At 41.6% G+C, this 26,695-nt stretch carries 28 protein-coding genes; 8 read left to right on the plus strand and 20 right to left on the minus strand.

The features are described 5' to 3' along the window. Positions 1-22: 22 nt before the first annotated feature. The 7 genes from PHEP_RS16005 to PHEP_RS16035 form a co-directional block, all read right to left on the minus strand. A complete protein-coding gene (locus PHEP_RS16005) occupies positions 23-2,488 on the minus strand; it encodes a heme lyase CcmF/NrfE family subunit (protein WP_015809021.1) in 2,466 nt (821 codons plus the stop codon). A 5-nt stretch (positions 2,489-2,493) separates the two neighbouring features. Then, positions 2,494-2,904 (minus strand): cytochrome c maturation protein CcmE domain-containing protein, encoded by a 411-nt coding sequence (locus PHEP_RS16010; RefSeq protein ID WP_015809022.1) that lies wholly within the window; start codon positions 2,902-2,904, stop codon positions 2,494-2,496. Between the two features lie 234 nt (positions 2,905-3,138). Then, positions 3,139-4,560, minus strand: coding sequence for a Glu/Leu/Phe/Val family dehydrogenase (locus PHEP_RS16015; RefSeq protein ID WP_015809023.1), 1,422 nt, complete (start codon positions 4,558-4,560; stop codon positions 3,139-3,141). Between the two features lie 150 nt (positions 4,561-4,710). Continuing rightward, positions 4,711-4,929 carry a CcmD family protein gene (locus PHEP_RS16020; RefSeq protein WP_015809024.1) on the minus strand — a complete coding sequence of 73 codons (219 nt, stop codon included), beginning with the start codon at positions 4,927-4,929 and terminating at the stop codon, positions 4,711-4,713. Between the two features lies 1 nt (position 4,930). Further along, complete coding sequence (ccsA, locus tag PHEP_RS16025; RefSeq protein WP_015809025.1) at positions 4,931-5,590, minus strand: cytochrome c biogenesis protein CcsA; 660 nt, start codon at positions 5,588-5,590, stop codon at positions 4,931-4,933. Positions 5,591-5,678: 88 nt separating this feature from the next. Beyond that, complete coding sequence (locus PHEP_RS16030; RefSeq protein WP_015809026.1) at positions 5,679-6,341, minus strand: heme exporter protein CcmB; 663 nt, start codon at positions 6,339-6,341, stop codon at positions 5,679-5,681. 80 nt (positions 6,342-6,421) lie between these two features. Next, on the minus strand, positions 6,422-7,810 hold the full coding sequence (locus PHEP_RS16035) for a polysaccharide lyase 6 family protein (protein ID WP_015809027.1): 1,389 nt from the start codon (positions 7,808-7,810) through the stop codon (positions 6,422-6,424). Between the two features lie 83 nt (positions 7,811-7,893). On the opposite strand from PHEP_RS16035, the gene PHEP_RS16040 reads away from it, so the two are divergent. Beyond that, positions 7,894-8,409, plus strand: coding sequence for a DUF421 domain-containing protein (locus PHEP_RS16040; protein WP_036674726.1), 516 nt, complete (start codon positions 7,894-7,896; stop codon positions 8,407-8,409). A gap of 8 nt (positions 8,410-8,417) precedes the next feature. On the opposite strand, the gene PHEP_RS16045 is transcribed toward PHEP_RS16040, so the two are convergent. From PHEP_RS16045 to PHEP_RS16060, 4 genes are read right to left on the minus strand one after another with little or no spacing between them, the layout of a single operon-like run. Next, complete coding sequence (locus PHEP_RS16045) at positions 8,418-8,831, minus strand: hypothetical protein (protein WP_015809029.1); 414 nt, start codon at positions 8,829-8,831, stop codon at positions 8,418-8,420. 2 nt (positions 8,832-8,833) lie between these two features. Then, on the minus strand, positions 8,834-9,169 hold the full coding sequence (gene gldC / locus PHEP_RS16050; protein WP_015809030.1) for a gliding motility protein GldC: 336 nt from the start codon (positions 9,167-9,169) through the stop codon (positions 8,834-8,836). Positions 9,170-9,174: 5 nt separating this feature from the next. Then, positions 9,175-9,489 carry a hypothetical protein gene (locus PHEP_RS16055; protein ID WP_015809031.1) on the minus strand — a complete coding sequence of 105 codons (315 nt, stop codon included), beginning with the start codon at positions 9,487-9,489 and terminating at the stop codon, positions 9,175-9,177. Beyond that, positions 9,453-10,787, minus strand: coding sequence for a DEAD/DEAH box helicase (locus PHEP_RS16060; RefSeq protein ID WP_015809032.1), 1,335 nt, complete (start codon positions 10,785-10,787; stop codon positions 9,453-9,455). Before PHEP_RS16060 ends, PHEP_RS16055 begins: the two co-directional genes overlap by 37 nt. 102 nt (positions 10,788-10,889) lie before the next feature. Between PHEP_RS16060 and PHEP_RS16065 the strand changes: the two genes are divergently transcribed. From PHEP_RS16065 to PHEP_RS16080, 4 genes are read left to right on the plus strand one after another with little or no spacing between them, the layout of a single operon-like run. After that, entirely contained in the window at positions 10,890-12,224 is a 1,335-nt protein-coding gene (locus tag PHEP_RS16065; protein ID WP_015809033.1) for a dihydroorotase, read from the plus strand. Further along, positions 12,224-13,309, plus strand: coding sequence for a DUF3810 domain-containing protein (locus PHEP_RS16070; RefSeq protein ID WP_015809034.1), 1,086 nt, complete (start codon positions 12,224-12,226; stop codon positions 13,307-13,309). The genes PHEP_RS16065 and PHEP_RS16070 overlap by 1 nt, the downstream gene beginning before the upstream one ends. A 56-nt stretch (positions 13,310-13,365) precedes the next feature. Continuing rightward, entirely contained in the window at positions 13,366-15,252 is a 1,887-nt protein-coding gene (gene hscA, locus PHEP_RS16075; protein WP_015809035.1) for a Fe-S protein assembly chaperone HscA, read from the plus strand. 39 nt (positions 15,253-15,291) lie between these two features. Next, positions 15,292-16,149, plus strand: coding sequence for a zinc dependent phospholipase C family protein (locus PHEP_RS16080; protein WP_015809036.1), 858 nt, complete (start codon positions 15,292-15,294; stop codon positions 16,147-16,149). 8 nt (positions 16,150-16,157) lie between these two features. Here PHEP_RS16080 and PHEP_RS16085 read toward each other — a convergent pair whose 3' ends face one another. The 6 genes from PHEP_RS16085 to PHEP_RS16110 all read right to left on the minus strand — a co-directional run bounded on the left by PHEP_RS16085 (position 16,158) and on the right by PHEP_RS16110 (position 21,809). Continuing rightward, complete coding sequence (locus PHEP_RS16085; protein ID WP_015809037.1) at positions 16,158-16,850, minus strand: DedA family protein; 693 nt, start codon at positions 16,848-16,850, stop codon at positions 16,158-16,160. A 97-nt stretch (positions 16,851-16,947) separates the two neighbouring features. After that, complete coding sequence (locus tag PHEP_RS16090) at positions 16,948-17,637, minus strand: DUF4397 domain-containing protein (protein WP_015809038.1); 690 nt, start codon at positions 17,635-17,637, stop codon at positions 16,948-16,950. A gap of 80 nt (positions 17,638-17,717) precedes the next feature. Then, on the minus strand, positions 17,718-18,842 hold the full coding sequence (dnaN, locus tag PHEP_RS16095) for a DNA polymerase III subunit beta (RefSeq protein ID WP_015809039.1): 1,125 nt from the start codon (positions 18,840-18,842) through the stop codon (positions 17,718-17,720). A 35-nt stretch (positions 18,843-18,877) separates the two neighbouring features. After that, complete coding sequence (gldG, locus tag PHEP_RS16100; protein ID WP_015809040.1) at positions 18,878-20,557, minus strand: gliding motility-associated ABC transporter substrate-binding protein GldG; 1,680 nt, start codon at positions 20,555-20,557, stop codon at positions 18,878-18,880. Further along, a complete protein-coding gene (gldF, locus tag PHEP_RS16105; RefSeq protein ID WP_015809041.1) occupies positions 20,551-21,279 on the minus strand; it encodes a gliding motility-associated ABC transporter permease subunit GldF in 729 nt (242 codons plus the stop codon). The genes gldG and gldF overlap by 7 nt, the downstream gene beginning before the upstream one ends. 11 nt (positions 21,280-21,290) lie before the next feature. Then, positions 21,291-21,809 (minus strand): hypothetical protein, encoded by a 519-nt coding sequence (locus tag PHEP_RS16110; RefSeq protein WP_015809042.1) that lies wholly within the window; start codon positions 21,807-21,809, stop codon positions 21,291-21,293. Positions 21,810-22,049: 240 nt separating this feature from the next. Here PHEP_RS16110 and PHEP_RS16115 point away from each other — a divergent pair, with 240 nt between their 5' ends. Both PHEP_RS16115 and PHEP_RS16120 read left to right on the plus strand, forming a co-directional pair. After that, a complete protein-coding gene (locus tag PHEP_RS16115; protein ID WP_015809043.1) occupies positions 22,050-22,505 on the plus strand; it encodes a hypothetical protein in 456 nt (151 codons plus the stop codon). Positions 22,506-22,624: 119 nt separating this feature from the next. Then, a complete protein-coding gene (locus PHEP_RS16120; protein WP_015809044.1) occupies positions 22,625-23,449 on the plus strand; it encodes an alpha/beta fold hydrolase in 825 nt (274 codons plus the stop codon). Positions 23,450-23,471: 22 nt separating this feature from the next. Here the strand turns inward: PHEP_RS16120 and PHEP_RS22445 are convergent, their stop codons facing one another. From PHEP_RS22445 to PHEP_RS16135, 3 genes are all read right to left on the minus strand, one after another. Then, complete coding sequence (locus PHEP_RS22445) at positions 23,472-24,263, minus strand: response regulator transcription factor (protein WP_015809045.1); 792 nt, start codon at positions 24,261-24,263, stop codon at positions 23,472-23,474. A gap of 9 nt (positions 24,264-24,272) precedes the next feature. Further along, positions 24,273-25,229, minus strand: coding sequence for a hypothetical protein (locus tag PHEP_RS16130; protein WP_015809046.1), 957 nt, complete (start codon positions 25,227-25,229; stop codon positions 24,273-24,275). A gap of 119 nt (positions 25,230-25,348) precedes the next feature. Beyond that, a complete protein-coding gene (locus tag PHEP_RS16135) occupies positions 25,349-26,140 on the minus strand; it encodes a response regulator transcription factor (RefSeq protein WP_015809047.1) in 792 nt (263 codons plus the stop codon). Between the two features lie 270 nt (positions 26,141-26,410). On the opposite strand from PHEP_RS16135, the gene PHEP_RS16140 reads away from it, so the two are divergent. Next, entirely contained in the window at positions 26,411-26,683 is a 273-nt protein-coding gene (locus tag PHEP_RS16140) for a hypothetical protein (RefSeq protein ID WP_015809048.1), read from the plus strand. Positions 26,684-26,695: the final 12 nt, after the last annotated feature.

Genomic DNA, 26,695 nt, shown 5'->3' on the forward strand with positions numbered 1-26,695 from the left:
ATGGATTACTTTGTCAAAGCAATTATACTGCTCCAACTTCTTTTTGTCTTCTAAATATAGAAATTAAGAATCCAATAACCATTACAATTGTACCCACCCAATACAGATTGATATAAGGGAATTCAATAGATTTAAATACGACCCAGTCTTTAGCCTGTTGTGGTTTTTCGTAAACCTGCAGTTCAACTTTCTTTTGTTCGGGCAATACTTTGGTAAATCTCAGCCTTAAACCCAGGTCATCTATATTCCGTGCAAAATCAAAAGTATTGTTTCCTTTAATCAGGAAAATAGGCTCTGTTTTATAAATTTTGCCATTCAAATTAACCTCCAGGGGCAAACCAACAGCAAGATCGCCAGGTGTAAGTACCAGGCTCTTTGCTTTAGGCTGATTGTTTAGCGCACCCACGGTAATTATGCCGCTACTGGTATGCAAGGTATCGCCCGTAGCTACATTTACAATTCTTGGCGCTTTGTAATTTTCTTCCTCACGGTGTCCCTCATGGTCTTCATGGCTCTCTTTTTTATCAGGTGCACTGGTAATGTGTGTATAAATATCAAAGGTCAGATAATGTTTGGTATCCGGAGAAGCAATCAAGCCCATTTTTTCGTTCACCTGCACATGTGGGTTCAACTCAAAATCTTCTTTAATTTTTCCGGTCTTTTCATCAATCACTTTAAAATTAAGTTTATAAAAAGTATTTGGTGCTATGGTTGTATCACTGGTATAAGTAACCGTATAACGCCCCATCTTTTTAGGCTCATTTTTATAAAGCACAATATTTTCACCCGGTTTCTCTACCTTCTCAAAATCCTTAACGGGTATAAAGTTCGCGGCATTCAGTGATATCGGCTTGTTGGTTGCCGCGGCAACCAGTGCGCCCAGCAGCAATAAAGCAAAACCGATGTGTGCTACCGCAGCCCCTGCCAGCTTACGCTTTCCACCAAATGCCTGTCCCAATATCCTGGCATTCGATAAAACAGCAAATATACAACTAAAGGTGAGCAGGATATACATCAGGTTCTGATACACATTGGTGATGTAAACGAAAGCGGCAGTAATTACAATAGCAAATACAACTGAGGCAATTAAGCTGCTGTAAAATTTACGGGTATCCGTTCTTTTATATTTCAGAAACTGTGAAAAGCCCGATATAATGGTAACCAGGATAGCAAATGGGGCCTGCCATTGGTTATAATATTTTATGGCATCTATTGGCGGCGCAAATTTAGTTCCAAAAGCCTGGTTAAATACCGGTACTGAAGTAGAGAAGATTACCTGTATACAGGCTACAGTAATCACCAGTGCACCAATAAACATCCAGAATTCTCTTGAATAAGTTTCTTCATCTTTATTGGTAATGGGCAGTTCTTTCCAGCGCAGCACCAGCAATACTACCGGAATGCCCAGAAATACTACATTGTATAAAATCAGGTGCCAGAACATGCCCAGATCGGTAAATGAGTGTACAGAAGTCTCGCCCAGCACACCACTACGCGTTAGGAAAGAGGCGTATAGTACCAGTACAAAGCTGATAAAGATGAGTACAATAGCCGTAAAAAAGGCATGACCGGTATTTTTAAAGGCAATCATCACGTGCACCCCGGCAATCAGGGTTAGCCATGGAATGATAGACGCATTCTCTACCGGGTCCCAGGCCCAGAAACCACCAAAATTCAGGGCTTCATAAGCCCAGAAAGAACCCATAATAATCCCTGTTCCCAATATCATGACCGCAAAAAGTGCCCATGGCATTGCGGGTTTTACCCATTCTTTATACCTTTTTTCCCATAATCCGGTAACAGCGTAGGCAAATGGGACAACCATGCTGGCAAAGCCCAGAAACAGGGTTGGCGGATGGATCACCATCCAGTAATTTTGCAACAGTGGGTTCAGCCCCCTGCCATCTGTAATAAACTTAAGGTAGTTTTTATAATTTTCAGGATCAGCAAAAATCGGTGCCATTTCCTTTAAATTCAATGCATCTCTGAGCAGGATAAAAGGAGAACTACCAATGCGTTCACCAAGTATCTCGACACCAAGTAGCATAGAGGTTAAAAATACCTGCGAAAATGCGACTACCGTCATTACCCCATTCTCCCACGATTTTGCTTTCCAGATCAGGATGGTTCCCAGCAACGATTGCCAGAATGCCCAAAGCCAGAAACTGCCCTCCTGCCCTTCCCAAAAGGCTGATACAATATAATATACAGGAAGTTCTTTCGACGAATGCGAATAAACGTAATAGTACTCGTTGTAGTGATTTAGAATGAGATAAAAAAGTGTTGCACCAATACCAATGATACTAACCCAGTTGAGTAAGAAGGATATACGACCTATCCGAGTCCAGGATTGATCACCGATCTCTTTATTCCGTGCTGCAAAGAAATACGACATAGCTGAGAGCAAAGAAGCGGCAAATGCCAGAACAATAAAAAACTGGCCGATCTTACCGGGAAGGAGGTTCTCTCCAATAAATTGTATATCCATTAAAATTAATTGTATTTTTCTACTTTACCATCCTTATTGACCTCTACCAGGTCATTGTTATACTTAGAGGGGCACTTCATCAATATCTTGGAGGCGTAAAAAGTATCCTGGTCCATTTTACCAATCAATACCAATTTTTCTGAACGTTCAAAATCCTGTGGTTTGGTTCCGGCATATACCACTTTATTTACCTTGCCATTCTGGTCTTTCATGAAAAATTCAAAACGGTTGGCATCCTTAAGCGCATCATAATGCATTCCTTTTTCTTTTTCCCAGTATCCCATTACATGGAATTCTCTCGGATCTTTAGAAGCTTCTGTAAAGGTAGAATAGGTATTGGTATCTGCGCTGAGACTCACTAAGAAACCTACACATAACGCAATAGTAATTAAACCAATAATTGCACTTTTTTTCATCGTTCTTTATATTTTTCTTCAATGGTAATGATACAGTCATGATATCATGATGTGCTCACGGATATAATAAAGTTTTAATAGAAACACCACAAAGATAAAAAATATAAGTACCTAAAACCCTTTGTCCATATTCAAAACGGTTTGATGACAGTTTATTGATAGTTCTCTGACAAAAGCACAAAAAAATCCGCAGCACTTGCTACAGTACTGCGGATCTGATCAGTTATTTAAGTATTATGGCCAAACACCCAGGTTCATATAGGATACAGCGATCTTATCAATTGAACCAACAAAAGCGGCTGTTCTTAAAGTTTTAACACCAGCCTTGCTCAATAAGGTTTCCCTGATCTCATGGTAGGAATGGATCATGGTATCTTCCAAACCGGAATTCACCAGTTCCAGTTCCGAAGCGCCTTTCACAATCATTAAACGGTGTTCGGCAGGGATACTTTTACCAGTCAGGCTTTCCAGTGTGTTGATCAGGTTCCTGTTGGAATTCTCGGCATAGCGGTTTTCCATCCGTCCAAAAGCTACATGCGAAAGGTTTTTCAACCATTCAAAATAAGAAACGGTAACACCACCGGCATTGCAATACATATCAGGGATAATGATACCTCTCATTTCTGTAAAGATTTCCTCGGCCTCCGGTGTGGTTGGCCCGTTGGCCCCTTCAGCAATAATTTTTGCTTTAATGTTTCTGATATTCTCTACGGTCAGCTGGTTTTCCAGTGCTGCAGGCACCAAAATATCACATGGTTGCTCCAGGCCCTCCATAGAATTTTTAAATTCCACTGCGCCAGGGAAACCCAAAATTGAACCGGTTAATTTACGGTGTGCAAATACCTCGTCAATATTAAACCCATTTTCATTGTAAATAGCCCCTTCAAACTCACAAAGGCCAACTATAGTAGCCCCAAACTCGGCAAGGAACTTGGCCGAGTGGTATCCTACATTACCCAAACCTTGTACGATAACTCTTTTGTCGCCCAAACCGGCTTTCAAGCCAATTTTAGCCATATCTTCGGCTACACTTACACATTCACGTATGGCATAAGCCACACCACGGCCGGTAGCCTCTTTACGGCCACGGATACCATGTAAAGCAATCGGCTTACCGGTAACACAACCCAAAGCATCAAGCTGACCAGGGTTCATGGTCATATAAGTATCGGCAATCCAGCTCATTTCACGTTCTCCTGTTCCATAATCTGGTGCAGGAACATCAATCCCAGGGCCTATAAAGTTCTTTTTAATTAATTCGGTCGTATAACGGCGGGTAATGTTTTCCAGTTCACCAATGGTGTAGTTTTTAGGATTGATACAGATCCCCCCCTTTGCACCGCCAAATGGTACATTTACAATCGCACATTTGTACGTCATCAAAGCTGCAAGTGCCATCACCTCATCCTCATTTACCATATCACTGTAACGGATACCCCCTTTTGTAGGGTTCATGTGCTGTGAGTGTTCTACCCTCCAGGCATCAATTACCTCGAATCCATTTCCCCTGCGAATCGGGAACTGGAAACGGTATACACTGTTACAAGCTTTAATTTGAGTTAATAAACCTTCCGGATGGGCGGTAAACTGCGCGGCACTGTCGAAATTCTTGCAGACATCTGCAAAGAAATTTTTCTCATTTGCTGTATTAGCCATTATTTGTTTTTTTATGAATTTGAAATAAGTTCTCAGTTATACATGCAAAATTGCACTAAAAAAAACGATTAATACAAATAGATAATTACTTAGTGTATGCCTAACACTACCTCAGATTACAGGCAAAAACAGGCATTAAACGATTTAAAATTAGTTTTTAGCAGAAGATTTCTCCTCTATTTTTTTTAATCTTTTATCCAGGGAGAACAGATAGATCAGCAAGCCAATAAGAATGATGAGGATACAAAAAACAACAACATATATCTTTCCATTGCTGCGTAAAGTATCAGCCATCTCCACTTCATTGGATTGGGCAAATAATTCCACTGAAGTTAACAATAGTGTTAAGGCAAATATGAGCTTCTTCATTTTATGAGTTTTGTTTATTTTCTATTGTTCTGATCCTAAATCTGATGGTATAGATCCAGTAACCGATTATTGACCAGCCAATAAATGCAGGATACAAAACAACCCGCATGCGACTGTCCAGATCGTAACTGTTAAACCCGGGGTTCCCTCCGTTTCCCGGATGCAATGAATCAGACAAACGCGGCAATACCATAATCAGAACTACCATCATTGGAAAAGCAAAAATATTGTATATGGCTGAAATTTTTGCGCGTTTCTGCTGTTCATCAATGGAATTTCTCAATACCAGGTAAGCAAAGTACAAAAGTATCGCTATAGCTGTAAAATTTTGCTTTACATCAAAGCTCCAGAACTGTCCCCAGGTAAATCTGGCCCAGAAAGCACCGGTAACCAGGCCAAGTATACTAAAAACGATGCCTACATTTACACTTTCTACAGCACGCAGATCATCAGATTCATTTTCACTCAATAAATACTTTATACTGTAATAAACAGAAATAGAAAACAAGGTAAGCATGGCAAACCACATAGGTACATGAAAATACAGGTTACGTATGGTCTCATTTAATATGGCTAAACGGGGTACACCCAAAAGTAGTCCGGCAATGGTAGTATATAAAACTAATACTGACCCTAATATCTTCCACCAAAGTTTGTTCATTATACAGGCTTAATCGGAACAAAGGTAATAAAGCCATGGGGCTTTTTTATCATAAACATGTAAATGCAAAAAACAAGTTCCAATTACTTTAATCGCGCCACAGGTAAGGGAAAAGCAACAGGCTCACTGCAGTAACCAATGCATTGATCAGCAGCAATATTCCAACTTCGTCCCAGCTTACACTCCTGTCCAGCCCATCAATTGCATTCTTTGTGAGCCTGACCAACACGATTAATACCGGAATGATGACAGGAAAACTAAGAATTGCCATCAGCATCCCACCGTTTCCGGCTTTAGATGCAATTGCAGATATCATGGTAAATATAGTAGAGAAACTTAAACTGCCCAGCAGCGTAGCAAGAATATACAGTCCCGGATCCTCCGGTGTATAATTGAATACCAAAATATAAAATCCAAGCGCAATTAAAGTCAGCACCGACATCAGCAAAACATTGTATACCGTTTTGGAAATGATCAGTGCAATCGGGCTTGCAATGGTATAAATGTATAGCTGTCTGCCCCGGCTTTCCTGCAAAAAGCTTTTTGAAACCGCATTTATAGAGGCAAAAAGCATAATGATCCAGAACAGTGCATTCCAGGTAAGCTTGCTGTCAATGCTTACAAAAGAAAGAAAACAAACAAACACCGTAGATACGACATATAACAATACCCCGTTTAATGCATATTTGGAACGCCATTCCAGCAGCAGTTCTTTTTTTATCAAATGTTTTACCTGGCTTAGTAAATTCATGCAGCGGCAAAGATAATTTAAATCAAAACAAAAAAGCAGGAATAATCATTCCTGCTTCCGTTTTTTAGTAATCCTGGTTGCTATTTCAGGTCTGCAGTATGCCCAACCATAGCTGGTGTTAAAATTTTTGCTTTAACTGGCACTGTTGATGGCTGATCGGCCCCAACCTGTAAAGGCATTTTACAAGGCTGTCCATCCATATCAAAGGCAATTGCCGGATAATTACCTGTAGCCTTTAAAGTCTGACTTGCGGCAGAAAGGTGGTAAGTACCTGTTGCATCACGCTGCAGCTTAGGGTCAATTGTCCTGTAAGCACCTTCCGGGATATTGCCCGGCCCCTTAACATTAAAAATCACATTACCTTCCCATTTAGAATTAACATATGGCCCCCTGATCACAGCTGCTTCATCGCCCCCCTGTATTAGGTTATTGGCAATGGTAACAGCGGTTGCCCCCAGGCCTATCGGGCTTCTCGGATTTAAAGTGATGTTACTTTTGTTATTGATCAGTGTGTTGAAGACAATTAAAACCCTGTCTGGCCTGTCGTGGGAAGTTAAAGGTGCCCCATCAGCTACCTCTGCCCCACCGTTGCCAATGTTAATGGCCGAATTGCAGTTTTCGAAATAATTGCTGTAAATGATATGGTCATCGCCAAAAATCCTGATACCGGGTGTATTGTTAAAATAATTGCCATATACCTGGTTAAAATTTCCATGGCGCAGGGTAAGCTGTGCCTTGCAATCGCGAATGGTATTGTAACGTACGGTTATGGCCGACGATTTAACGGATAAAAGTTCGTTCTCGCCCTCGCAGTTTTCAAATAAATTATATTCAAAAATGCTGTTGCTGGAAGAAAGACTAAATCCACTAAGACCAAATTGTACAGCCTCGGCACCATTGCCCCGCTGCTGCGAAAAATTATGAAAGTAATTGTGGTGGATCCACAAACGCTCCGCAATCTGTTTACCTGTACCCCTCACCCCAATAAATTTCCCTAAAGCATTTTTATTTTGAAAGGTGTTGTGATCAATCTGCTGGTCGCTGCCAAAAACGGTCAGGTAATTTCCCTCTCCGGTAGTTTCAAAAATATTCCTGGTCCAGCGGCAAAAACTGGAACCCTCGCCGGTTTCGGCCTTGCCGGACAAATGGGTAAATTTAAAACCACGTATGACAATATAAGCCGATGGGCCTGCTATTTTTATCCCCCCTGCACCCGTAATTTCTGCTCCGCCAATGCTTTCTGCTGCAATGGTAATGGGCTTCGCTGCTGTACCCTTTTTTCTCACAACAATATCGTTTGTACTGGTATAAACACCATTTTTAAGCAGGATTACGTCACCTGCTGCCGATTTATCTATAGCCGCCTGCAATTCCGGCAAAGAAGAAACAGTAATTGTACCTGCAAAGCCAGCAGTAGCAATACCAAAGGTAAACAGACATAGTATAAAAGTAAAGATTCGCTTCATCATTTAAATAAGGTTATAATATTTGATGAAGTTAGCTGTTCTTTATTTATTTATTGTCAGCTAAATATTCCTATTATTGTATGATTATGGCAGAATATTTAGACATTATCGTACGGAGCCTGGCAGTATATGTTTTCATGCTTCTTGCCATCCGCTTAACCGGAAAGAAAGAGCTTTCACAGCTGAACACCACAGATGTAGTATTGATTTTACTCATCAGTAATGCAGTCCAGAATGCTATGGTAGGCAACAATACCAGTCTGGCAGGCGGACTGGTAGCAGCCGCCGTGTTGTTTACACTAAACTTTATCCTAAAAAAGGTAATGTTCAAAAGCAGGTGGTTCAGAAATCTGCTTACAGAAAAACCTGAAATCCTGATCCATAATGGCAACCTGGATTTTGCAATGCTCAGTAAACTGGGAATTACAAATGAAGAATTACGTGAGGCCATCCGCGAGCATGGCGTAGAGAAATACAAAGATGTAAAACTTGCCATTATGGAAGCAGATGGCAACATCAGCATCATCAGTGGCGATGAAAACCTGAAGCAGAGCCAGTATAAACGCAAAAGGAAACACAAATCGCTGGGCGACCTGAACTGATCTTTTAATTAAGCGATCATATCGCCCTGCGCTATAATTACCGCCTTCGGTTTTCTCACCGTGATCAGGATAAATGTCCCGGCAAGAATTACAAACCAGCCCCATTTATATTTAACCAGACCAGCAGCAAAGTTCACTGCCTTTTTAAAATGTAAAAACCCGAAAGAATCGTGTGCTTTAAAATACACTCCGGCAAGGGTTATAGCTACCAATAGAATTCCGGCCCAGCCGGCAAATTTAACCAGACCAGCCTTAGTGGTAAATGCACCGATCAAACCCATAAGCACCATAACATAAAAAGTAATCGCCAGTGTTTGGTCAAGGTCAAAATAATTCCAGTTGCCCAAAATCGGAACGCGTACCAGCGGGCACATTCCACCAATAGCCATGATCGCCGCCCCTATAATTCCCTGTGTCCTCATCACTAGCCCTTGGTATTGATCCCCATTTTATCCGCAAAATGCGCACAATAATCACGCAGGTCTTCCACAATCAGATTTTCACCTGTAGCCCTTAAAAAACTGTCGCCCATAGTTTGCAGGGTCTCATAAAAAAACCTCTTCATTTCATCAACAGGCATATCTTTGGTCCACAAGTCAATCCGCATAGAATTTTTATAGTTATGGTCCCACAGCGCCAGCATCATAGATTTTACAGGCACCTGCTCCTGTGTCTCGGCATCTGTAGATTCCCAAAGGATATTATCGGGTACATTGTTATCGTCTAACTGAACTGTAATTTTTATTTCTGCTTGTTTCATCTGTTTTAATATATACTGATTTTAATAACGACAATCAAAAGAACGGTAATGACTACAAAAAAACACTCCAATATCCATATTTTTTTAAGCTCCGGCACAAACTTCCTGAAAATCTGATCCGACACGAAACAGATAATGGCAATCAAAAAACTAAAGCCCACAAGTATGCCCGAAATATCAATATACATGGCCGTACCCCTAGGTTTCTTTTCCTCCAGCAGCAACCACACTGCAATCACCAGAAAAACTGCCGAAACAATATTTAACGGTGTCAGCCTCAGCTTTACATTCTTTTCTTTTTGAACTTCTTTTTCTTCCATGCAGGTGTTTTGTCCCTGTTTTTTTCTCTTGCAGCTGCAGCTATAGCGGCAGCATGTTTTTTCTCGTGAAACGCACCTTTAAAATCCGGATCATCCTTACGTTTCTGGTCGTCAATTGCACGGGCAATGGCCTGCTTTTCATCATAAGGTGTTTCTTCCACAAAAACTTCAGGGGGCAAAGGTACAACAGGAATCTGTTGTCTGATCAGTTTTTCTATTTTCTGAATGTAATATTTCTCGGCCGGACTGCAAAAAGTAAGGGCATCGCCTTTAGCATACGCCCTGCCCGTACGGCCAATGCGGTGTACATAATCTTCAATGATGATCGGTACGTCAAAGTTGATCACGTGGCTAACCTCCGAAACATCAATCCCCCTCGAAGCTACATCCGTTGCCACCAATACCCTGATATTGCCTTCCTTAAAATTATTGATAGAGTTGATGCGCGTGTTCTGTCCCTTATTGGCATGAATTACCCTTACCGCATCCTCCCCAAAACGGCGTGTAATAAAACTATAAATATTATCGGCCACAGTTTTGGTCTTGCAAAAAATGATCAGGCGCTTAAATTCCTCATCATTTTTCATCAGGTGCTGCAACAGGTTGATTTTGGTCTTAAAGTTGGGTACCTCATACAATGTTTGGGTAACAGTTGCTGCCGGGGTGGCTTGTTCTGCTACCTCTATAATGGTGGGGTTCTTTAAAAAATCGCCCGCTATCTTCTGCACCAGGTTACTCATGGTAGCCGAGAAAAGCAGGTTTTGCCTTTTACGGGGCACCACTTCCAAAATGCGGTGTATGGAACCAATAAAGCCCATATCCATCATTTTATCGGCCTCGTCCAATACCAGGAATTTTAAATACTGTGTGTTGATGTGCCCCGCCAGATAAATATCCAGGAACCTGCCCGGCGTAGCAATGATAATATCTACGCCAGCTTTGATCTGCTCGATTTGTGTTTTAGGGCCTATACCGCCAAATATCACTACCGAACGCAGATCGGTATAAGCAGCAAACATTTTCACATGCTCCGCAATCTGCATGGCCAGCTCCCTTGTCGGGGCCAGGATCAGCGCACGTGCGGCATCGCCCTGTGCATATTTCAGCTGCATCAAAATGGGCAATACATAAGCGGCTGTTTTACCGGTACCGGTTTGGGCAATGCCAAAAATATCCTGTCCGGACAATACGGGTGCAATTGCTTTTTCCTGTATGGGTGTAGCCTCGGTAAACCCGGCATCAGCTACAGCATTTAAGATCTGTCGGTTAAGGTTAAAGTCCTCGAATTTCTTGGCCATTTTGCAAAAATAGACAAAATTTATTTAGTGCTGCCGCCCCGCAGGGTTTATTAATTTATGCCAAAGAAGATTTTTGGATAAGTTTTTTCTAATTTTGAGCGCATGAACACCATTCTTATAAAAGGAGCCTCTGTAGTAAACGAAGGCCAGATTGTTGTAGCCGATGTACTACTTAAAAACGGCTTTATTGAAAAAATAGCCCCAAACATTGATATTGCGGCCCATCAGGAGATCAATGCTGAAGGCCTGCACCTTTTTCCGGGAATGATAGACGACCAGGTGCATTTTCGTGAGCCGGGCCTAACCCATAAAGCAGATATTTTTTCGGAAAGCATGGCCGCTGTTGCCGGCGGGATTACTTCTTTCATGGAAATGCCAAATACAGTACCCAATACACTTACACAGAAACTGCTGGCCGATAAATATGCCATTGCCTCAGAAATGTCGCTGGCCAATTACTCCTTTTTCATGGGTGCATCTAACGACAATCTGGACGAAGTATTAAAAACAGACCCTAAAAACGTTTGCGGCATTAAGGTATTTATGGGTTCTTCTACAGGCAATATGCTGGTAGACAATGAAAAGGTACTGGAAAACATCTTCAAAGAAGCGCCCATGCTGGTGGCTACGCATTGCGAAGATGAGCAGACTATCCGGCATAACCTTGCCGTTTATAAAGAAAAATACGGAGAAAATATCACCATAGCTATGCACCCGCTGATCCGGAGTGCCGAAGCCTGTTATAAATCCTCTTCAATGGCTGTAGAACTGGCCAAAAAGTACCATACACGTCTCCATATCCTGCACATTTCTACGGCAAGGGAAGTTGCACTATTTGACAATAAAACACCACTTGCAGATAAAAAAATAACCGCTGAAGCCTGTGTACATCATTTATGGTTCGACGATCATGATTATGCGGTTAAAGGAAACTGGATCAAATGGAACCCCGCTGTTAAAAGCGCTGCAGATAAAGCAGGTATCCTGAAAGGGGTACTGGACGGCCATATCGATATCATTGCTACTGATCATGCCCCACATACCATTGAAGAAAAGGAACAGCCTTATTTACAGGCGCCCTCTGGTGGCCCACTGGTTCAGCATGCACTGCCCGCACTGTTCGAAATGTATCACCAGGGTAAAATATCGCTGGTACAGATTGCCGAAAAAACAGCACACAATGTGGCAGTATGTTTCAATATCGATAAAAGGGGCTTTATCAGGGAAGGCTACTGGGCCGACCTGGTACTGGTAAACCTGAACGATCCTTTTACCGTAACCAAAATGAACGTGCTGTACAAATGTGGCTGGTCGCCTTTTGAAGGGCAAACCTTCAGAGCCGAAGTTACCCATACCTTTGTATCCGGCAACCTTGCTTATCAGAAAGGGAAATTCACTACCCAGGAAACCGGCAAACGACTGGCCTTTAACCGCTGATGAATAAGGCCCATAAACACACACTTAAAAAGTTTATACTGCTCTTTGCCCTATCGGCAATGGTGTATGTTTTTGGGTTTTTCCCCCGGCTGGTAGAACCCCTGTATTCAGAAGGATTTTACAGCCTGACCTCAGTCATACAGCGATTTATAAGCGGGATATTCCCATTCGCCCTCGGCGATTTTTTGTACCTGCTGCTCATCTTGTATACAGCCCGTTCCTTATACCGTTTTTATAAAAAAATAATACAGAAACGTTTACAGCAAAGCGACAGGTTGCATGTCCCTTTACAGGTACTTAACTTTACACTTGTATTATACCTGCTTTTTAAAGGCTTATGGGGCCTAAATTATTCACGCATCCCTATAGCAAGGCAGCTGGGCATAAGCAACGAAAAATACAACACCGAAGAGCTGGTATTACTGGGTAAATACTTTATTGCGCGGTTAAATAACCTTCAACACCTCAAAAGGGCCGCTTATACCACTGCTCAACTGGAAGCTGAAGCCAAACAGGCTTATGATAAAATGCGCCGGAAAAATGCTTTTTTCAACTACCGCTCTCCGGCGGTAAAACCGGTATTGAACAGTTGGGTGGTGACTAAAATAGGCATAGAGGGCTATTACAACCCGCTTTCTGGCGAAGCCAACATCAACATGCGCCTGCCCGAAACCTCACTTCCTTTTGTAAGTTGCCATGAAATTGCCCACCAGCTGGGTGTAGCCCGCGAAGATGAGGCCAACCTGGTAGGGTATCTGGTTGCCATCAACAGTGAAAATCCGGATTTCCGTTATTCTGCAGCCTATAACATGCTCAAAAGTATCCTCTTCGAGATCAGGATCAAATCAGCAGAAGATTATGAAGCCCTGTATAAGACGATTAATCCGCTAACCTTAAAAGACATTCAGAACGACAGGGATTTCTGGCAGAAATATAACAGCGATATGTACATGTATTTTGGACTGGCTTTCGACCGTTTTCTGAAACTCAACAACCAGCCAAAAGGTACTGATAGTTACCAGGATATTGTTTTATGGCTGTACAACCTGCATAAAAGAGAGCTTCATAAAATGCAGCAACTCTAAAACATTGCAACAATCCAACAAAAAAGCCCCAAAACAATTGTTAAATTTGCCCCACTATGGCAAAGATATCCATTAACCTGGCAACAGGCTCACTGCAAAAAGAAGAAATTATTGTTGGCATCGATCTGGGCACCACCAATAGCCTGGTAGCTTTTATCAATCCGGATAAAAACCCTGTGGTCATCAATGATACCGGGAAGGGCCTCCTGGTTCCTTCTGTGGTACATTTTAACCAGCAGGGCGACGCACTTGTAGGTAATGAGGCCAAAGCATTCCTGACTACCGATCCGGAAAATACTATATTCTCCGTAAAACGTTTACTGGGCCGCTCTTATAAAGATGTAGCCAGCCATAAGGATACCTTTTCCTATAAAATTATTGATGACGAGAACGACTCGCTGGTGAAAATCAAAGCGGCCGACCGCTTTTATACGCCAATAGAATTATCGGCCGAGATTTTAAAGGAACTGAAAGCCCGCGCAGAACATGCCTTAAAAACTCCGGTAAACAGGGCTGTAATTACGGTACCCGCTTATTTTAACGACAGTCAGCGCCAGGCCACCCGCGACGCCGGCCGTTTGGCAGGCCTTGATGTTCTGAGAATTGTGAATGAACCCACCGCTGCCAGTCTGGCTTATGGCCTGGGCCTCGACCCCGGCCAGCAAAAAACAATTGCCGTATATGATTTGGGTGGCGGAACTTTTGATGTCTCTATACTCTCTATACAAAACGGGATTTTTGAAGTATTGTCTACCAACGGAAATACCTTCTTGGGTGGCGACGATTTTGATCGTGCCATTGTACATTACTGGATAGAAAAAAATAAACTGAATACAGAAGAACTGGCAACAAATGCTGCTTTGATGCAGGGCTTAAGGTTGAAAGCCGAAGAAGCGAAAAAAGCTTTGACCACACAAAACCTGTATAATGAAAAGCTCGCCAAAAGCCAGCCTGCCGAACTGAACACGGAAGAAATCTGGTGCAGTATTGACAGGCAAACATTTGAACAGCTTATTGCTCCTAAGGTTGCCGAAACCATCAATTCCTGTAAACAGGCACTGAGCGATGCCAAACTCACTATAGCAGAAATTGATGAAGTGGTATTGGTTGGGGGCTCTACCCGTACACCCTATGTAAAAAAACAGGTAGCAGCTTTCTTTAACAGGCAGCCACAGGACCAGATCAACCCCGATGAGGTAGTTGCACTTGGCGCAGCCATACAGGCTGATATCCTGGCCGGAAACCGTTCCGACATCCTCTTACTGGACGTTACCCCGCTGTCTCTGGGCATAGAAACGATGGGCGGCCTAATGGACGTCATCATCCCCAGAAATGCCAAAATACCTACCAAGGCCGGCCGTCAGTATACCACATCGGTCGACGGACAGGTAAACATGAAAATCTCTGTTTTCCAGGGTGAACGTGATCTGGTACAGGAAAACAGGAAATTAGCCGAATTTGACCTGAAAGGTATCCCCGCCATGCCGGCAGGTTTGCCAAAGGTAGATATCAATTTCCTGCTCAATGCAGATGGCATACTTACGGTACAGGCTATAGAACTCCGCTCGGGCGTAAAGCAGGAAATAGACATTAAACCGAGTTACGGACTAACAGATGATGCCGTAGAAAAAATGCTGGTAGACAGCATTACCCATGCCAAAAGTGATGTAGAACAACGTATGCTCATCGAAGCCCGCAGCGAAGGGGAACAACTGGTATATACTGCCGAACGTTTTATCGAAAAACATGCCGTACACCTTACAGCTGAAGAAATTTCCACAACAAAAACATATATCAGTGCTTTGCAGGCTGCCCTGGGTAAGGCCGAAAAAGATGATATCCTTAAAAAAGCAGATGAACTGAACGAATTTACACGTCCTTTTGCCGAACGGGTAATGGATGCTGCCGTTTCTTCGGCCATGAAAGGAAAAAGTATCGAATAAATAACCAGCGAATAAACTATTGTATATAGGTTTACAATAATGAAAAGGACATTTCTTATTGCGGGCCTGCTGGTGCTTTTTATACTATGTAGTTCCTGGGGCTTTTATGCGCATATCCGCATCAACAGGCTGGCGGTTTTTACACTTCCGGCAGGCTTAAACCGTTTTTATAAGGCCAACATCAGCTACCTGAGCGACCATGCCGTTGACCCTGATAAAAGGCGATATGCAGATACTGCAGAGGCCGCAAGGCATTACCTCGATGTAGAATTGTATGAAGCACATATAGACAGTATTCCAAGAAAATGGGAGGAAGCTGTTAAAAGATATGGGCTGGTCCGGCTAAACCAGAATGGCATTTTACCCTGGCAAATCCAGAAAAGTTACTATAAACTGGTACATGCCCTTAGAGACCGCGACTCGCTTAAAATACTTATTTATTCTGCCTATTTAGGGCATTACCTGGCCGATGCACATGTACCTTTACACACCACGCAAAACCACAATGGCCAACTCAGTAATCAGTTGGGCATACATGCCTTCTGGGAAAGCCGTTTACCTGAACTGTTTGCAAAAAAATATAATTATGTGGTTGGACAGGCAATATACATCGAAAACCCTTTAAAAGAGGCCTGGAAAATCATTACCCATACGCATAAAATGGTAGATACCGTACTTACCTTCGAAGCCAGGCTCAATGCCCGTTTTCCGGCACACCGGAAATACAGCTTTTCGGAAAGGAACAACCAGGTTGGCAGACAGTACTCCCTGGCCTATTCAAAAGCATTTCATGATGGGATGAACCACATGGTAGAACGACAAATGCGCGCAGCTATACATAGTATAGGTTCCTACTGGTATTCGGCATGGGTTGATGCCGGACAGCCATTACTGTAAAGTCTGGATCAATAGACCTGCTCTTCTTCTTTTACAGTATTTTCAGCAAGCGGTAAAGCCTTTTTCTTAAACTTTGATTTTAGGGCAGCAAATATAGCCGGAAAGAAAGTGACTACTGCAATGACCACAATTACGATATCAAAATTCTTTTTAACCACAGGTATCTGCCCCAATAAATAGCCGGCCATAAGCAAACTGGAAATCCAGGCTACTCCACCGATTACATTAAACAAGGTAAACCTGCCAAAAGGCATTTTTGCAATTCCCGCAACAAAAGGGGCTATGGTTCTGAAAATTGGTAAAAAACGACTGAATATAATGGCCTTGCCACCATGTTTTTCAAAAAACTCGTGCGACTGCTTGTAGTATTCGAGTTTAAGGATCTTATTGTTCTCTTTAAATACTTTAACGCCAAAAAAGCTGCCGAGTTTATAATTTAAGGAATTACCCAGAATGGCAGCCACAATCAGCAATAACATCATTACCCATATACTCAATCCGGTATTTTCTCCGGCAATGAGTGCCCCCATCGCAAACAGCAGGGAATCACCTGGTAAAAATGGTGTAACAACGAAACCGGTTTCGGCAAAAATGATGAGAAAAAGAATGGCGTATGTCCAGTTCTGGTAATCTCTGATGATCTCTTCCAGGTGCTTGTCAATGTGCAGCAGGAAGTCAACTAAAAAGCTAAAAAACTCCATTCTCGTAAATTAAGCCCAAAAATAAAAATATCATGGCAATAACCATGATATTTTTAAGAATAGAATTGTCATAATTACTTATAACAGATTTGTAAAATTAGTTTTGCAGGATAACATGTCCTCTCAGTTCAGTAGCAGAACTTCCGTCAACCCAGATGGTATAATTTTTACCGGCCTGAAGCGCACCATCAACAACAGGCGCGGTTACTACACCAGCAGCTGATAGGGTAAATTTAGTACCTGGATCAACCTGTATATAATTCGAAAGACTCGCATAGCCTACAGATGGGATCAGATTTGCCCCGCCTGTAACAGCTACTGCAATATTATTTGCTAAAAAGCCATTGATGTTGACAAACCTTACTTTAGCTTTTCCTGAAACAGTAGTTAAATCATCTGCAAACACACCTAAAGCAATCGTTCCATCAGCTGTTTTATAATAAAGGGCGGTCAGGTAAGTTCCGATCTGTACGCCTCCCTGTGCACTGGCGTTCGCCGTGGTAGCACCGGCATCAGCAGATGCAAACGTATTTGTACCAGAAGTAAAAACAAGGTAATCGGAGTTGTTCCCGTAACTTACGGCAGTTGTTGTTTTTTTAGCATTATTTACATACAAATCCTGCGATGCGGATCCTTCTACAGCGTTTACATACCTCACCCTCGCTTCCCCAACCGGTTCTGGTGTAGGGTCACTTTTTTTACAGGAAGCTATTGAAATCATTAAACCGGCACCAGCAATCACAAAGGCTACCCAGGCCTTCGATGATAATAAAAATTTTCTCTTCATATCTTTATTTTTTTTAAATCGATCAAAAACAAAATGGCTCGGTCAAAAACCAAGCCATTTATCGTTATTTTGTTTATAAATTAATTGTAATTGTTTAACATAACCGGCATCACCAGCATCAGGACGTCCTCGTTCTCATCATTGGTCTGAGGGATCAGCAAGCCGGCCCGGTTTGGTGTAGATAGCTCTAATGTCACCTCTTCGCCGCTTAAATTGCTCAGCATCTCTATTAAAAACTTAGCATTAAAGCCAATTTCCAGATCTTCACCCTCATACTGGCAACTCAAACGCTCATGTGCTTCATTGGCAAAATCAAGGTCTTCAGAAGAGATATTTAATTCGCTGCCATTGATCTTTAACCTCACCTGATGCGTGGTTTTGTTTGCAAAAATAACCACCCTGCGTAGGGTATTCAGGAACAAAGCCCTGTCTATAACCAGTTTATTTGGATTGTTGGCAGGAATAACCGCCTCATAATCAGGATAGCGCTCGTCAATCAAACGGCAAACCAGATTAATGTTCTCAAATTTAAAGAAAGCGCTGGTTGCATTGTAATCTACAGATACGTTGATGTCAGTAGAAGGCAAAGCCGCCTTTAGCAGGGTTAGGGCTTTTTTAGGCAAAATAAAAGAAGAACTTTTATCTGCTTTACTGTCCATACGCCTGTATCTTACCAACTTGTGTGCGTCTGTAGCTACAAAAGTGATGTGCTGATCAGAAAGCTGACAAAAAACACCCGTCATAGCCGGCCGAAGTTCATCGCTGCTGACAGCAAAAATTGTTTTGGTAATGGCCTCAGTTAAAACAGAAGCTGGCAGGTTTACAGATGAAGCATTTTCAACAACCGGGATTTTAGGAAAATCATCCCCGTTCTCTCCGCTCAATTTGTATTTACCGTCGCCCGCGCTGATCTCGATAGAGAAAGTACTATCGTCAATATTGAAAGAAATTGGCTGATCGGGCAGTGTTTTTAAGGTGTCAAGTAATATTCTTGCAGGAACCGCAACTTTACCTCCTTCTTTGGATTCTACAGGCAAAGAAGTGGTCATGCTGGTTTGCAGATCGGTAGCAGATATCGTTAAATTTCCATCTTTAATCTCAAACAGGAAATTTTCCAGTATAGGCAAAACAGTACTGCTGCTTGATGCACCATTAACTGTTTGCAAATGTTTTAAAAGCGTTGATGTGGATACAATAAATCTCATAGTTATGATCTAGTCAGTTCTCAAAAATATAAAAATTACCTTGCATACTTATGTTTACGGTAATAATGTTGAAAAATTGCGAACGATATTAACAATAGTAAAGGTCCAATTAAATTAATCAGCTGCCATTGCAGCTTTTCGGCACGCAAACGCCCCTTATCCAATAACCTGATTTTAACCTCTTTATTGCGCAGGGCGATCAGATTGTCGGCATTACACAAATAATCGGCAACATTTAACAACAACGCTTTATTTCCGTAACTCTTTTCGGTATAACGGTCAAAACCCAATGGAAAAACAGAGCCATCCCTGCTGCTTACCTGGTTCTTAAAAACATCACCATCACCAATCACAATCATTTTACTGGCTTTGCCAACAGGAGGAAGCCCATAATTTTCAATGATCCCCGCCGGTACAGGTCTGTTTAAAAATACAGAAGGAAAATTCCCTTCCAACAGTACTGCAACAGCTTTTGGAGAACTTGCATACTCACGGGGGTCGGGTTGCTCGGCCACCATCTGGAGCGACAGCAATTTGGGTGCATTAAAAACTTTATTAAATGGCGAGGTATGCAGAATGATCTTTTTGCTGATGCCTTTTACCGATATCGTATCTACCGTACTTACAAATTCTGCTTTTACATCATCTATGTTTTTTACGATGGCACTGGCCGTATCAGGCATCAGTAAAGGATAATAGACCCATGGAGCCAGCTGGATCTGCCCTTGTCCTCCGCCCATTGCCAGGGGGATCTCTGTGCAGTTGGCATCAGCAACCAGGTTATAATTTACCCTGGCACCATACATAAACAACATATCGTCCAGGTTTAGCTTGCGGTTAAAGGCCAGCTGCTCCCCGGCACCTTTTAAGCTATCCAGGTTGGCCCCCACCTGATCTATACACCATACCACACTGCCGCCCTTCATTACAAAATAATTGAGCTTATATTTCTGTACTTCTGTAAATTCTTTTTGAGGTTTGGCTATAACCAGCGTATTCAGTTTATCCAATCCATTTTTATCAATCAGGTCAAGGTTTACCCTACCCACTTCATAGCTATCTGAAAGGCTTTTGATAGCATCCTGCAGCTCCGGATCGGACAATTCGCCATTGCCTTCGGTAAAACCTATCCGGGGATGTTCGCCGGTCAGCACCTTTTGAATGGCCGAAGTGAATACATATTCCAGGTTCTGTATGGAATGATTGATACTTTCTTCATAACTGCCACTGGGATTGAGGTTTTGGAGCAGTCTGACCGGAAAGCGCTTATCACCACTGCTGACCATGGCCATCGGAAAAATAACCTTCTGCGCAAAACCATTGTCATTTTTAATGTTCAGATTGGTAGGCTCTATACCTACCTGATACAGGTTGTTGATGGCTGTATCCTGTTCCGCTGCTGATAAGCCGTCAATCGGATCGGCAAATACAATTTTGATGTCTGTTCCGGCGTATGCCCTGTAATCGGTCAGCAGATCTTTTGCAGCACGCTGCAATCTTTTAAAAGCAGCCGGAAGTTCTCCGTCCAGAAAAACGGTAATCAGGATGGGCTTACTGGCATCTTTCAAGATCGATGTTGTTTTAGGGTTCAGCGTAAAGCGCTTTTCTTTGGTAAAATCTATTCTGGTATATACAAACTGCGAAACGATGTTGAGCAACAGGAGCAGCAATACAAAAATAACTGCTCTGCTCTGGTATTTTTTAAGTTTTACCATTTCCGCCCTCCTATCACTAACCTTGCCGCCCCTAAAAACACAAGTATAAAACTGATAAAGTATACCAGGTCCCGGGTATCCAGCACCCCCCTGCTTATGGACTGATAATGTTCATTTACACTCAATGACTGAAATACATTTTCAAAATAACTCAGGCTAAACAACTGGCTTAGGGCATCAAAACCAATATAGGCTATAAAACACAAAAATGCAGCTACAGCAAAAGCGATCACCTGATTTTTGGTAATGGAAGAAGCAAAAATACCAATCCCTGTAAATGCAGCCCCCAGCAGCAATAAACCAATGTACGAACCAATGACTGCCCCGGCATCGATGTTTCCTTTGGGCAAGGCCAATTGCGATACTGTAAAATAATAGATTAGTGTAGGAATAAGGGCAAACAACAGCAATATCAGGCAGGCAAAATACTTGGCAAGCACAATTTGCCAGTCGGTTACGGGCCTGGTAGCCAGCAAAACATAAGTACCTTCCCTTCTTTCTTCGGCAAAGGAGCGCATGGTAACCGCAGGAATTAAGAACATAAATAAGAAAGGTGCCAGGCTAAAAAAACCGGTCAGCTCTGCATAGCCATATTCCAGTACAGAGGTATCAGGAAAGAACCAAAGCAGTAAACCCGAGACCAGCAAAAAAATACCAATCGTAATATAAGCCATCAGCGAATTCAGCAAGCTGAACAATTCCCGTTTAAAAACTGCGTACATGCACCTGTTCCTTAAAAATTATAACCTGCCCTTAAACCAGGAAAAGACAAAGTGCCGGTACTTCTGGACCAGCTTTCGTAACGCAGCCCAATATCTATAGTCCCTGTCCCGGATACCGGGAATTCTGCGCCCAGACCTGGAGCGTAGGTAAAGGAGGTTCCCGAACCATAGCCATTGGCCGTAGAAATGGATATCCCCAATTCGCCGGCAACATAAACATGCGGTATGATGAAATACCTTGCACCAGCTTTTATAGGTACAAAACCCTGTTTATATTTAATATTGGAGAAAACAGCCGGCCCCTGGAACCTGATGTAGCCAACATTACCGGTAATGATCAGGTTTTTGGCAACCGGTTTCTGATAAAGCAGTGAAACACCAATTCCATAGTCGGCGATGTCTTTAAAATTCCCTACCGGAAAGGCTGCTTCCAGGCCAAGTCCAATTTTTGATTCGTTGCCATTTGTTTGTGCCAGGCTGTAATTCCATGTAAAAAAGCATGCAATAGCTATTGATAATATTTTCTTCACACGTGATTATTTTGAATGATGCAATATTATAAAATATAGCTAGCATAACAAAAATTAGGATATTAGTTTCTTCAAGTCCATATCAAGATAAAGCAAGAGAGGACATCATGAGTGTAAGGGAAAATGACAAGAATTAACTATTTCAGCGATTAGAATGGATAAATACCTTTGCCCAATAGCTTTTAAATTATGAAACGCCGTTGCATCTTTCTATTATGGGTTCTGATCACTTTCTGTTTTATGAACTGCAAAAAAGAAAGTGATCCCGATTATTTTTACAACAATCTTCCCGGGAAGTGGGCTTATTATAAAATTGGTGACATTGACGGCCCCCTGGAATTTTACCCGCACGCAGCCGGCTGCAGTAAAGATTGGATTGAATTTACCTGGCCATTTTGGGTACAGGAATATATATTTGACCAGGCTTGCAACAGACTGTATGAGAATAAACTGGGTAAAGGTGTTGCCGGCCAATGGCAGATTACCGAAGGAGACATGCTTACCAGACAGTATGGGGACGGTGGTTTAGGCAGGGGGCCAGGTATTCACTACGGCAATGCGTATACTGATAAAAATGGCAATCTACGTTTTGCTGATCCCGATTATTATCAGATCATAGAACTGAATAAAAACATGTTGAAGCTGCACCGTATGGGTGAGGGAAAAATACAGGTGATTATTTTTCAGAAGATGTAACCGGAGTTGAAATGAATAATATTAAAAAAGCTTATATGAATAAAGATTTTTTTGATTAACATTGATATATATACTTCGATAGTTAAACCGGCAAAAACCAACCTATTCTCTCCTGACCAATGACACAAAAATTCATAACGATTGCCAATTGTAAACTAGCCTATCTTGAAAAAAACAGCACTGCTCAAAACACCATCTTTTTTATCCATGGAAACTCGGTTTCTTCCCGTTCCTGGAAGGCACAGTTGAGCAGTGAAAGGTTACAGGGATACAGGTTAATTGCTATAGATTTACCTGCACATGGTGATTCTGGAGCTTCAGCTGATCCGGGTGCAGATTACAGCATACCAGGTTTGGGGGCAATTGTGGCTGCTGCCATTAAAGTCTTAGCTGCAGATCGTCCTTACATTTTGGTTGCTTTATCGCTGGGAACGAATATAATGGCTGAATCTCTGGCCTTCGGTCTCCATCCTGCGGGAATTGTACTTGCAGGAAGCTGCCTTATCGGAGAAAAATATACGCTCGACAGTTTTGTTTATCCTGATACAAATGTTGCAGTAGTTTTTACAGAACAAGCTCCGCAAAACGAAGTCAGGTTATATGCTTCACAGGTGATGAGCAACAGTGATGCATCGGTAGTGGAAGAATTTGTGACAGATTATTATCAGGTAAAGTTGCCCTTCAGATCATCATTGAGCGGCAGTATCCAGGAACAAAAATACAACGATCAGATTGCATTGATCCATGCAGTTGACAAACCTGCATTGGTCATTTTTGGAAAAGACGAACAGGTTATAAATCCCGATTATTTAGATGATGCACCATTTAAACTATGGCAGAACACCGTTTTTAAGATTCCCGGAGCCAGCCACCTGGTACAGTCCGATCGCCCGGAAGAATTCAATAAATTACTGGCTGATTATGCAGCCGAGACTTTCATTTAATTTTTCGGGCAACCGGAAGATTTTATATCAATCCATTTTTGATGCAGAAGCTAACCAGGGCAACGGCATTAGGGGTATTTGTTTTATCCTGCATGCTCCTTCGGTGATTGATTACCGTATGTTCACTGATAAACAACTTGTCTGCAATCAGTTTACTGCTCAGTCCTTCAGCCATCCACAATAAAACTTCTTTTTCACGCTTAGACAATAGTTTATCCTCTTCATTTAAATGATAAACTTTTTTATAGATGGTTTGATGGGCAGCAGTACCATTGATGTTAATTTCATCTACAGTCTGAACAATGGGCAATTCATTACCAAAATTATTGATGTTGATCAGCATGCCCATACTGAACATTGGATTTCCTGATTTATCAGATAAAAAGCAACTTCGCTGCAAGAGTTTTTCAGATGCTCCATTCCTGTTTTCTACACACCAGTTATAAGAAAATACATAATTTTTATGATTTTCTGGTGGTATATTTTGCAGGATATTTAATCTGTCAGGAAAAATTTCTTTATTGAAAAGCTGTAGATGATCCCGCTGATAGATCTCGAGGGTATGGCTGACCCCTTCTTTTAAAAAACACTCCGATTTATATCCTGCGAAGTTTTCCGACATATTAATGTACAACCCTGTTCTGTAATCCAACAGGTAAACAAAAGGCACGCTATGGCGGAAAAAAGATTGTGCAAATCCATTGGCATTTATAAAATCATCAAAACCAGTAAGCTGAAATTCTTCCGAATCATAAACATTGCTTTTGACAGATTCCAGATAGCTTAGCCAGGTTTGCTTGTTTTTTCCTTTCATTGTCAAAGTTTATTTATACTCAAATGTCCAGTCGTAAGCCTTATTTATAGTTTGGACTACCGGGGTATTACTACCAGGAGCAGTGACATAGCTTTTATAAATGTTTTCTTCTTTAATTGCTACAGGGTAATCATCATTTGCATAGGTGATGCTAAACTTTCGTGTACTGGTCAGGTCGGGAGCACCAAGATCACTGGTGAATGTAGTGATGCCGATGTTTAAAGGATGATTTTTATCAGTGGAAAAGGACAGCAGTCCGGAAATGGCAATAAACTGGTTGTAAAAAGGATTTTTCCTGGTGTCGTACTGGTTATATGCAATCTCTTCAACTGCCCGCCCCGCTTCAGTATAAGTACTTCGCTTGGCTATATTCCCTGCAGCATTATACTGGAAGCGATATATGTTCATTATCCGATAGGTTTCTTTGTTCAGGTTATCATAGCCCGAAACAATAAAAGATTGTTGTTCCAGCAGCTGCTTCTGCTCATTATAACGGAAAGAATCATAAGCACCTGGCCTGAAAATAAGACTGCCATCTGGCGGTCCCTGCCGGCGTGTAAAACTTGTGGCTTTACTGAGCAGGCCTTGCGTGTCATAGGTATATTCAACATACTGGGTCAATTCCAAAACGAGTGTGCTGAGGTTAAAACGGTACAAATTACGCTTACTGAGCAAACCTGCCCCGTTATATTCATAACTGTCGTACTGTCCATTGCTTTGCGCAACAACACCAGCTGGCAATTCAATTAAATTGCTGGTAACTTTTATCAGCCTGCTGCTGGCATCATACAAAAAAATAAATTCGCTCTTTCCGGGCACCGATGGTGTAGCACCAAGCTCTTTCTGGGTTATTCTGTTAACCAGACGTTCATTTACCGGGGTTTCATCTTCCGGAGAAGTTGACTTTTTACAGCCCGACAGGGCGATTAGACCACATAAAAAAGCGTATCCAAATGACCTCATCATATTTTAATTAATTTTATATCCTGTTATTCCTGATAATAAAATTACCAGTAAAACAGTATACAGCATATAGTAATTTCTTGTCATTTTTCTATTCCTTTCCGGATAGGTTTAACTCGTATTTATATGATCGATTTTTTTAGCGCAAAGCTTATCAAAGCAGTGGCATTGGGCGTATTGGTCTTATCCTGCATATTGCGGCGGTGACTGATGATGGTATGCTCACTAACAAACATTTTTTCTGCTATCATTTTACTGCTCAAGCCTTCAGCCATCCACAGCAATACTTCTTTTTCACGTTTAGAAAAAAACCTGTCTTCCTCATTTATAAAATATGCCTTTTTATAAATGGTTTCGCAGCTGCTTAACCCCTCGGGATCAATTTTATCAATGGTTTGGAAAACAGTGTTTTTATCATTGTAATGGGTTATATTGATCAGTATTCCCATGCTATATATGAGGTTGCCCACCTCATCAGATAAAAAGGAATTGCGTTGCAAATAATGTTCGTCTTCACCTTTCCTGTTTTTAACTGCGGTATTATATGAAAACACATAATCTTTATGCGTTGATGTGGGGATGCTTTTCAAAAACTCCAGTCTGTCCGGAAATATTTCCTGGTTGAACAGCCTCAAATGGTCACGTTGGTGTATTTGTAAGGTATGATTGATGCCTTCATTTAAAAAACATCCGGATTCATACCCTGCAAAGTTTTCAGACATGTTGACATATAAACCAGTTCTGTAATTTAACAAATAAACAAAGGGTATGCTGTGCTGAAAAAATGAATGCGCAAAACTATTGGCCTTTATAAAGTTATCAAAATCAGCCAAATTTAATTGTTCGGATTCGCAGAGCTTACCATGCATGATGTCCAGATAATCAAGCCAGGTTGGCCTGTTTTTAATTCTCATAGCGTGTTAATTCGATGTATAGCAGAATGTTAGGGAGACACTAACGAATATACACAGCTTAAATTAATAATACAACATAAAAAACAGCATTACCAAATAAAAAAAGTATAATTCATCAAAAATATTTAGCAATAGATTTTTAAGCACCCCACTAATATTGACATTTATGAAACAAACATAAAATGGCAAGAAATAGCTATTGATCACCGATTAACCAAATTATAGTTTTGCTAGCAATTCACACATAATTTACTACTTAAAATAAAATCGATGAAAAAAAAGTTAAACTATTTATCAGTATTTTTTTTAGCATGTCTGCTATCCAGCTGCGCTACCATATTTGGGGGCAAGGTAACCAGCGCACAGCGCACTAAACCAAAAGAAGGAGAACCGGCACGTAAGGTCAGACCTGTTGCCGTTATTGCAGATGCACTAATCTTTTGGCCTGGCCTTATTGTAGATTTTGCTACCGGGGCAATTTATAAACCAGCACCTAAATCAGAATCAGAACCTAAAGTTGAAGCGGCTTCAGTTAAAAAATAATCTGGCATTTGC

Origin of the sequence: Pedobacter heparinus DSM 2366, from assembly GCF_000023825.1 — a bacterium.
GTDB lineage: Bacteria > Bacteroidota > Bacteroidia > Sphingobacteriales > Sphingobacteriaceae > Pedobacter > Pedobacter heparinus.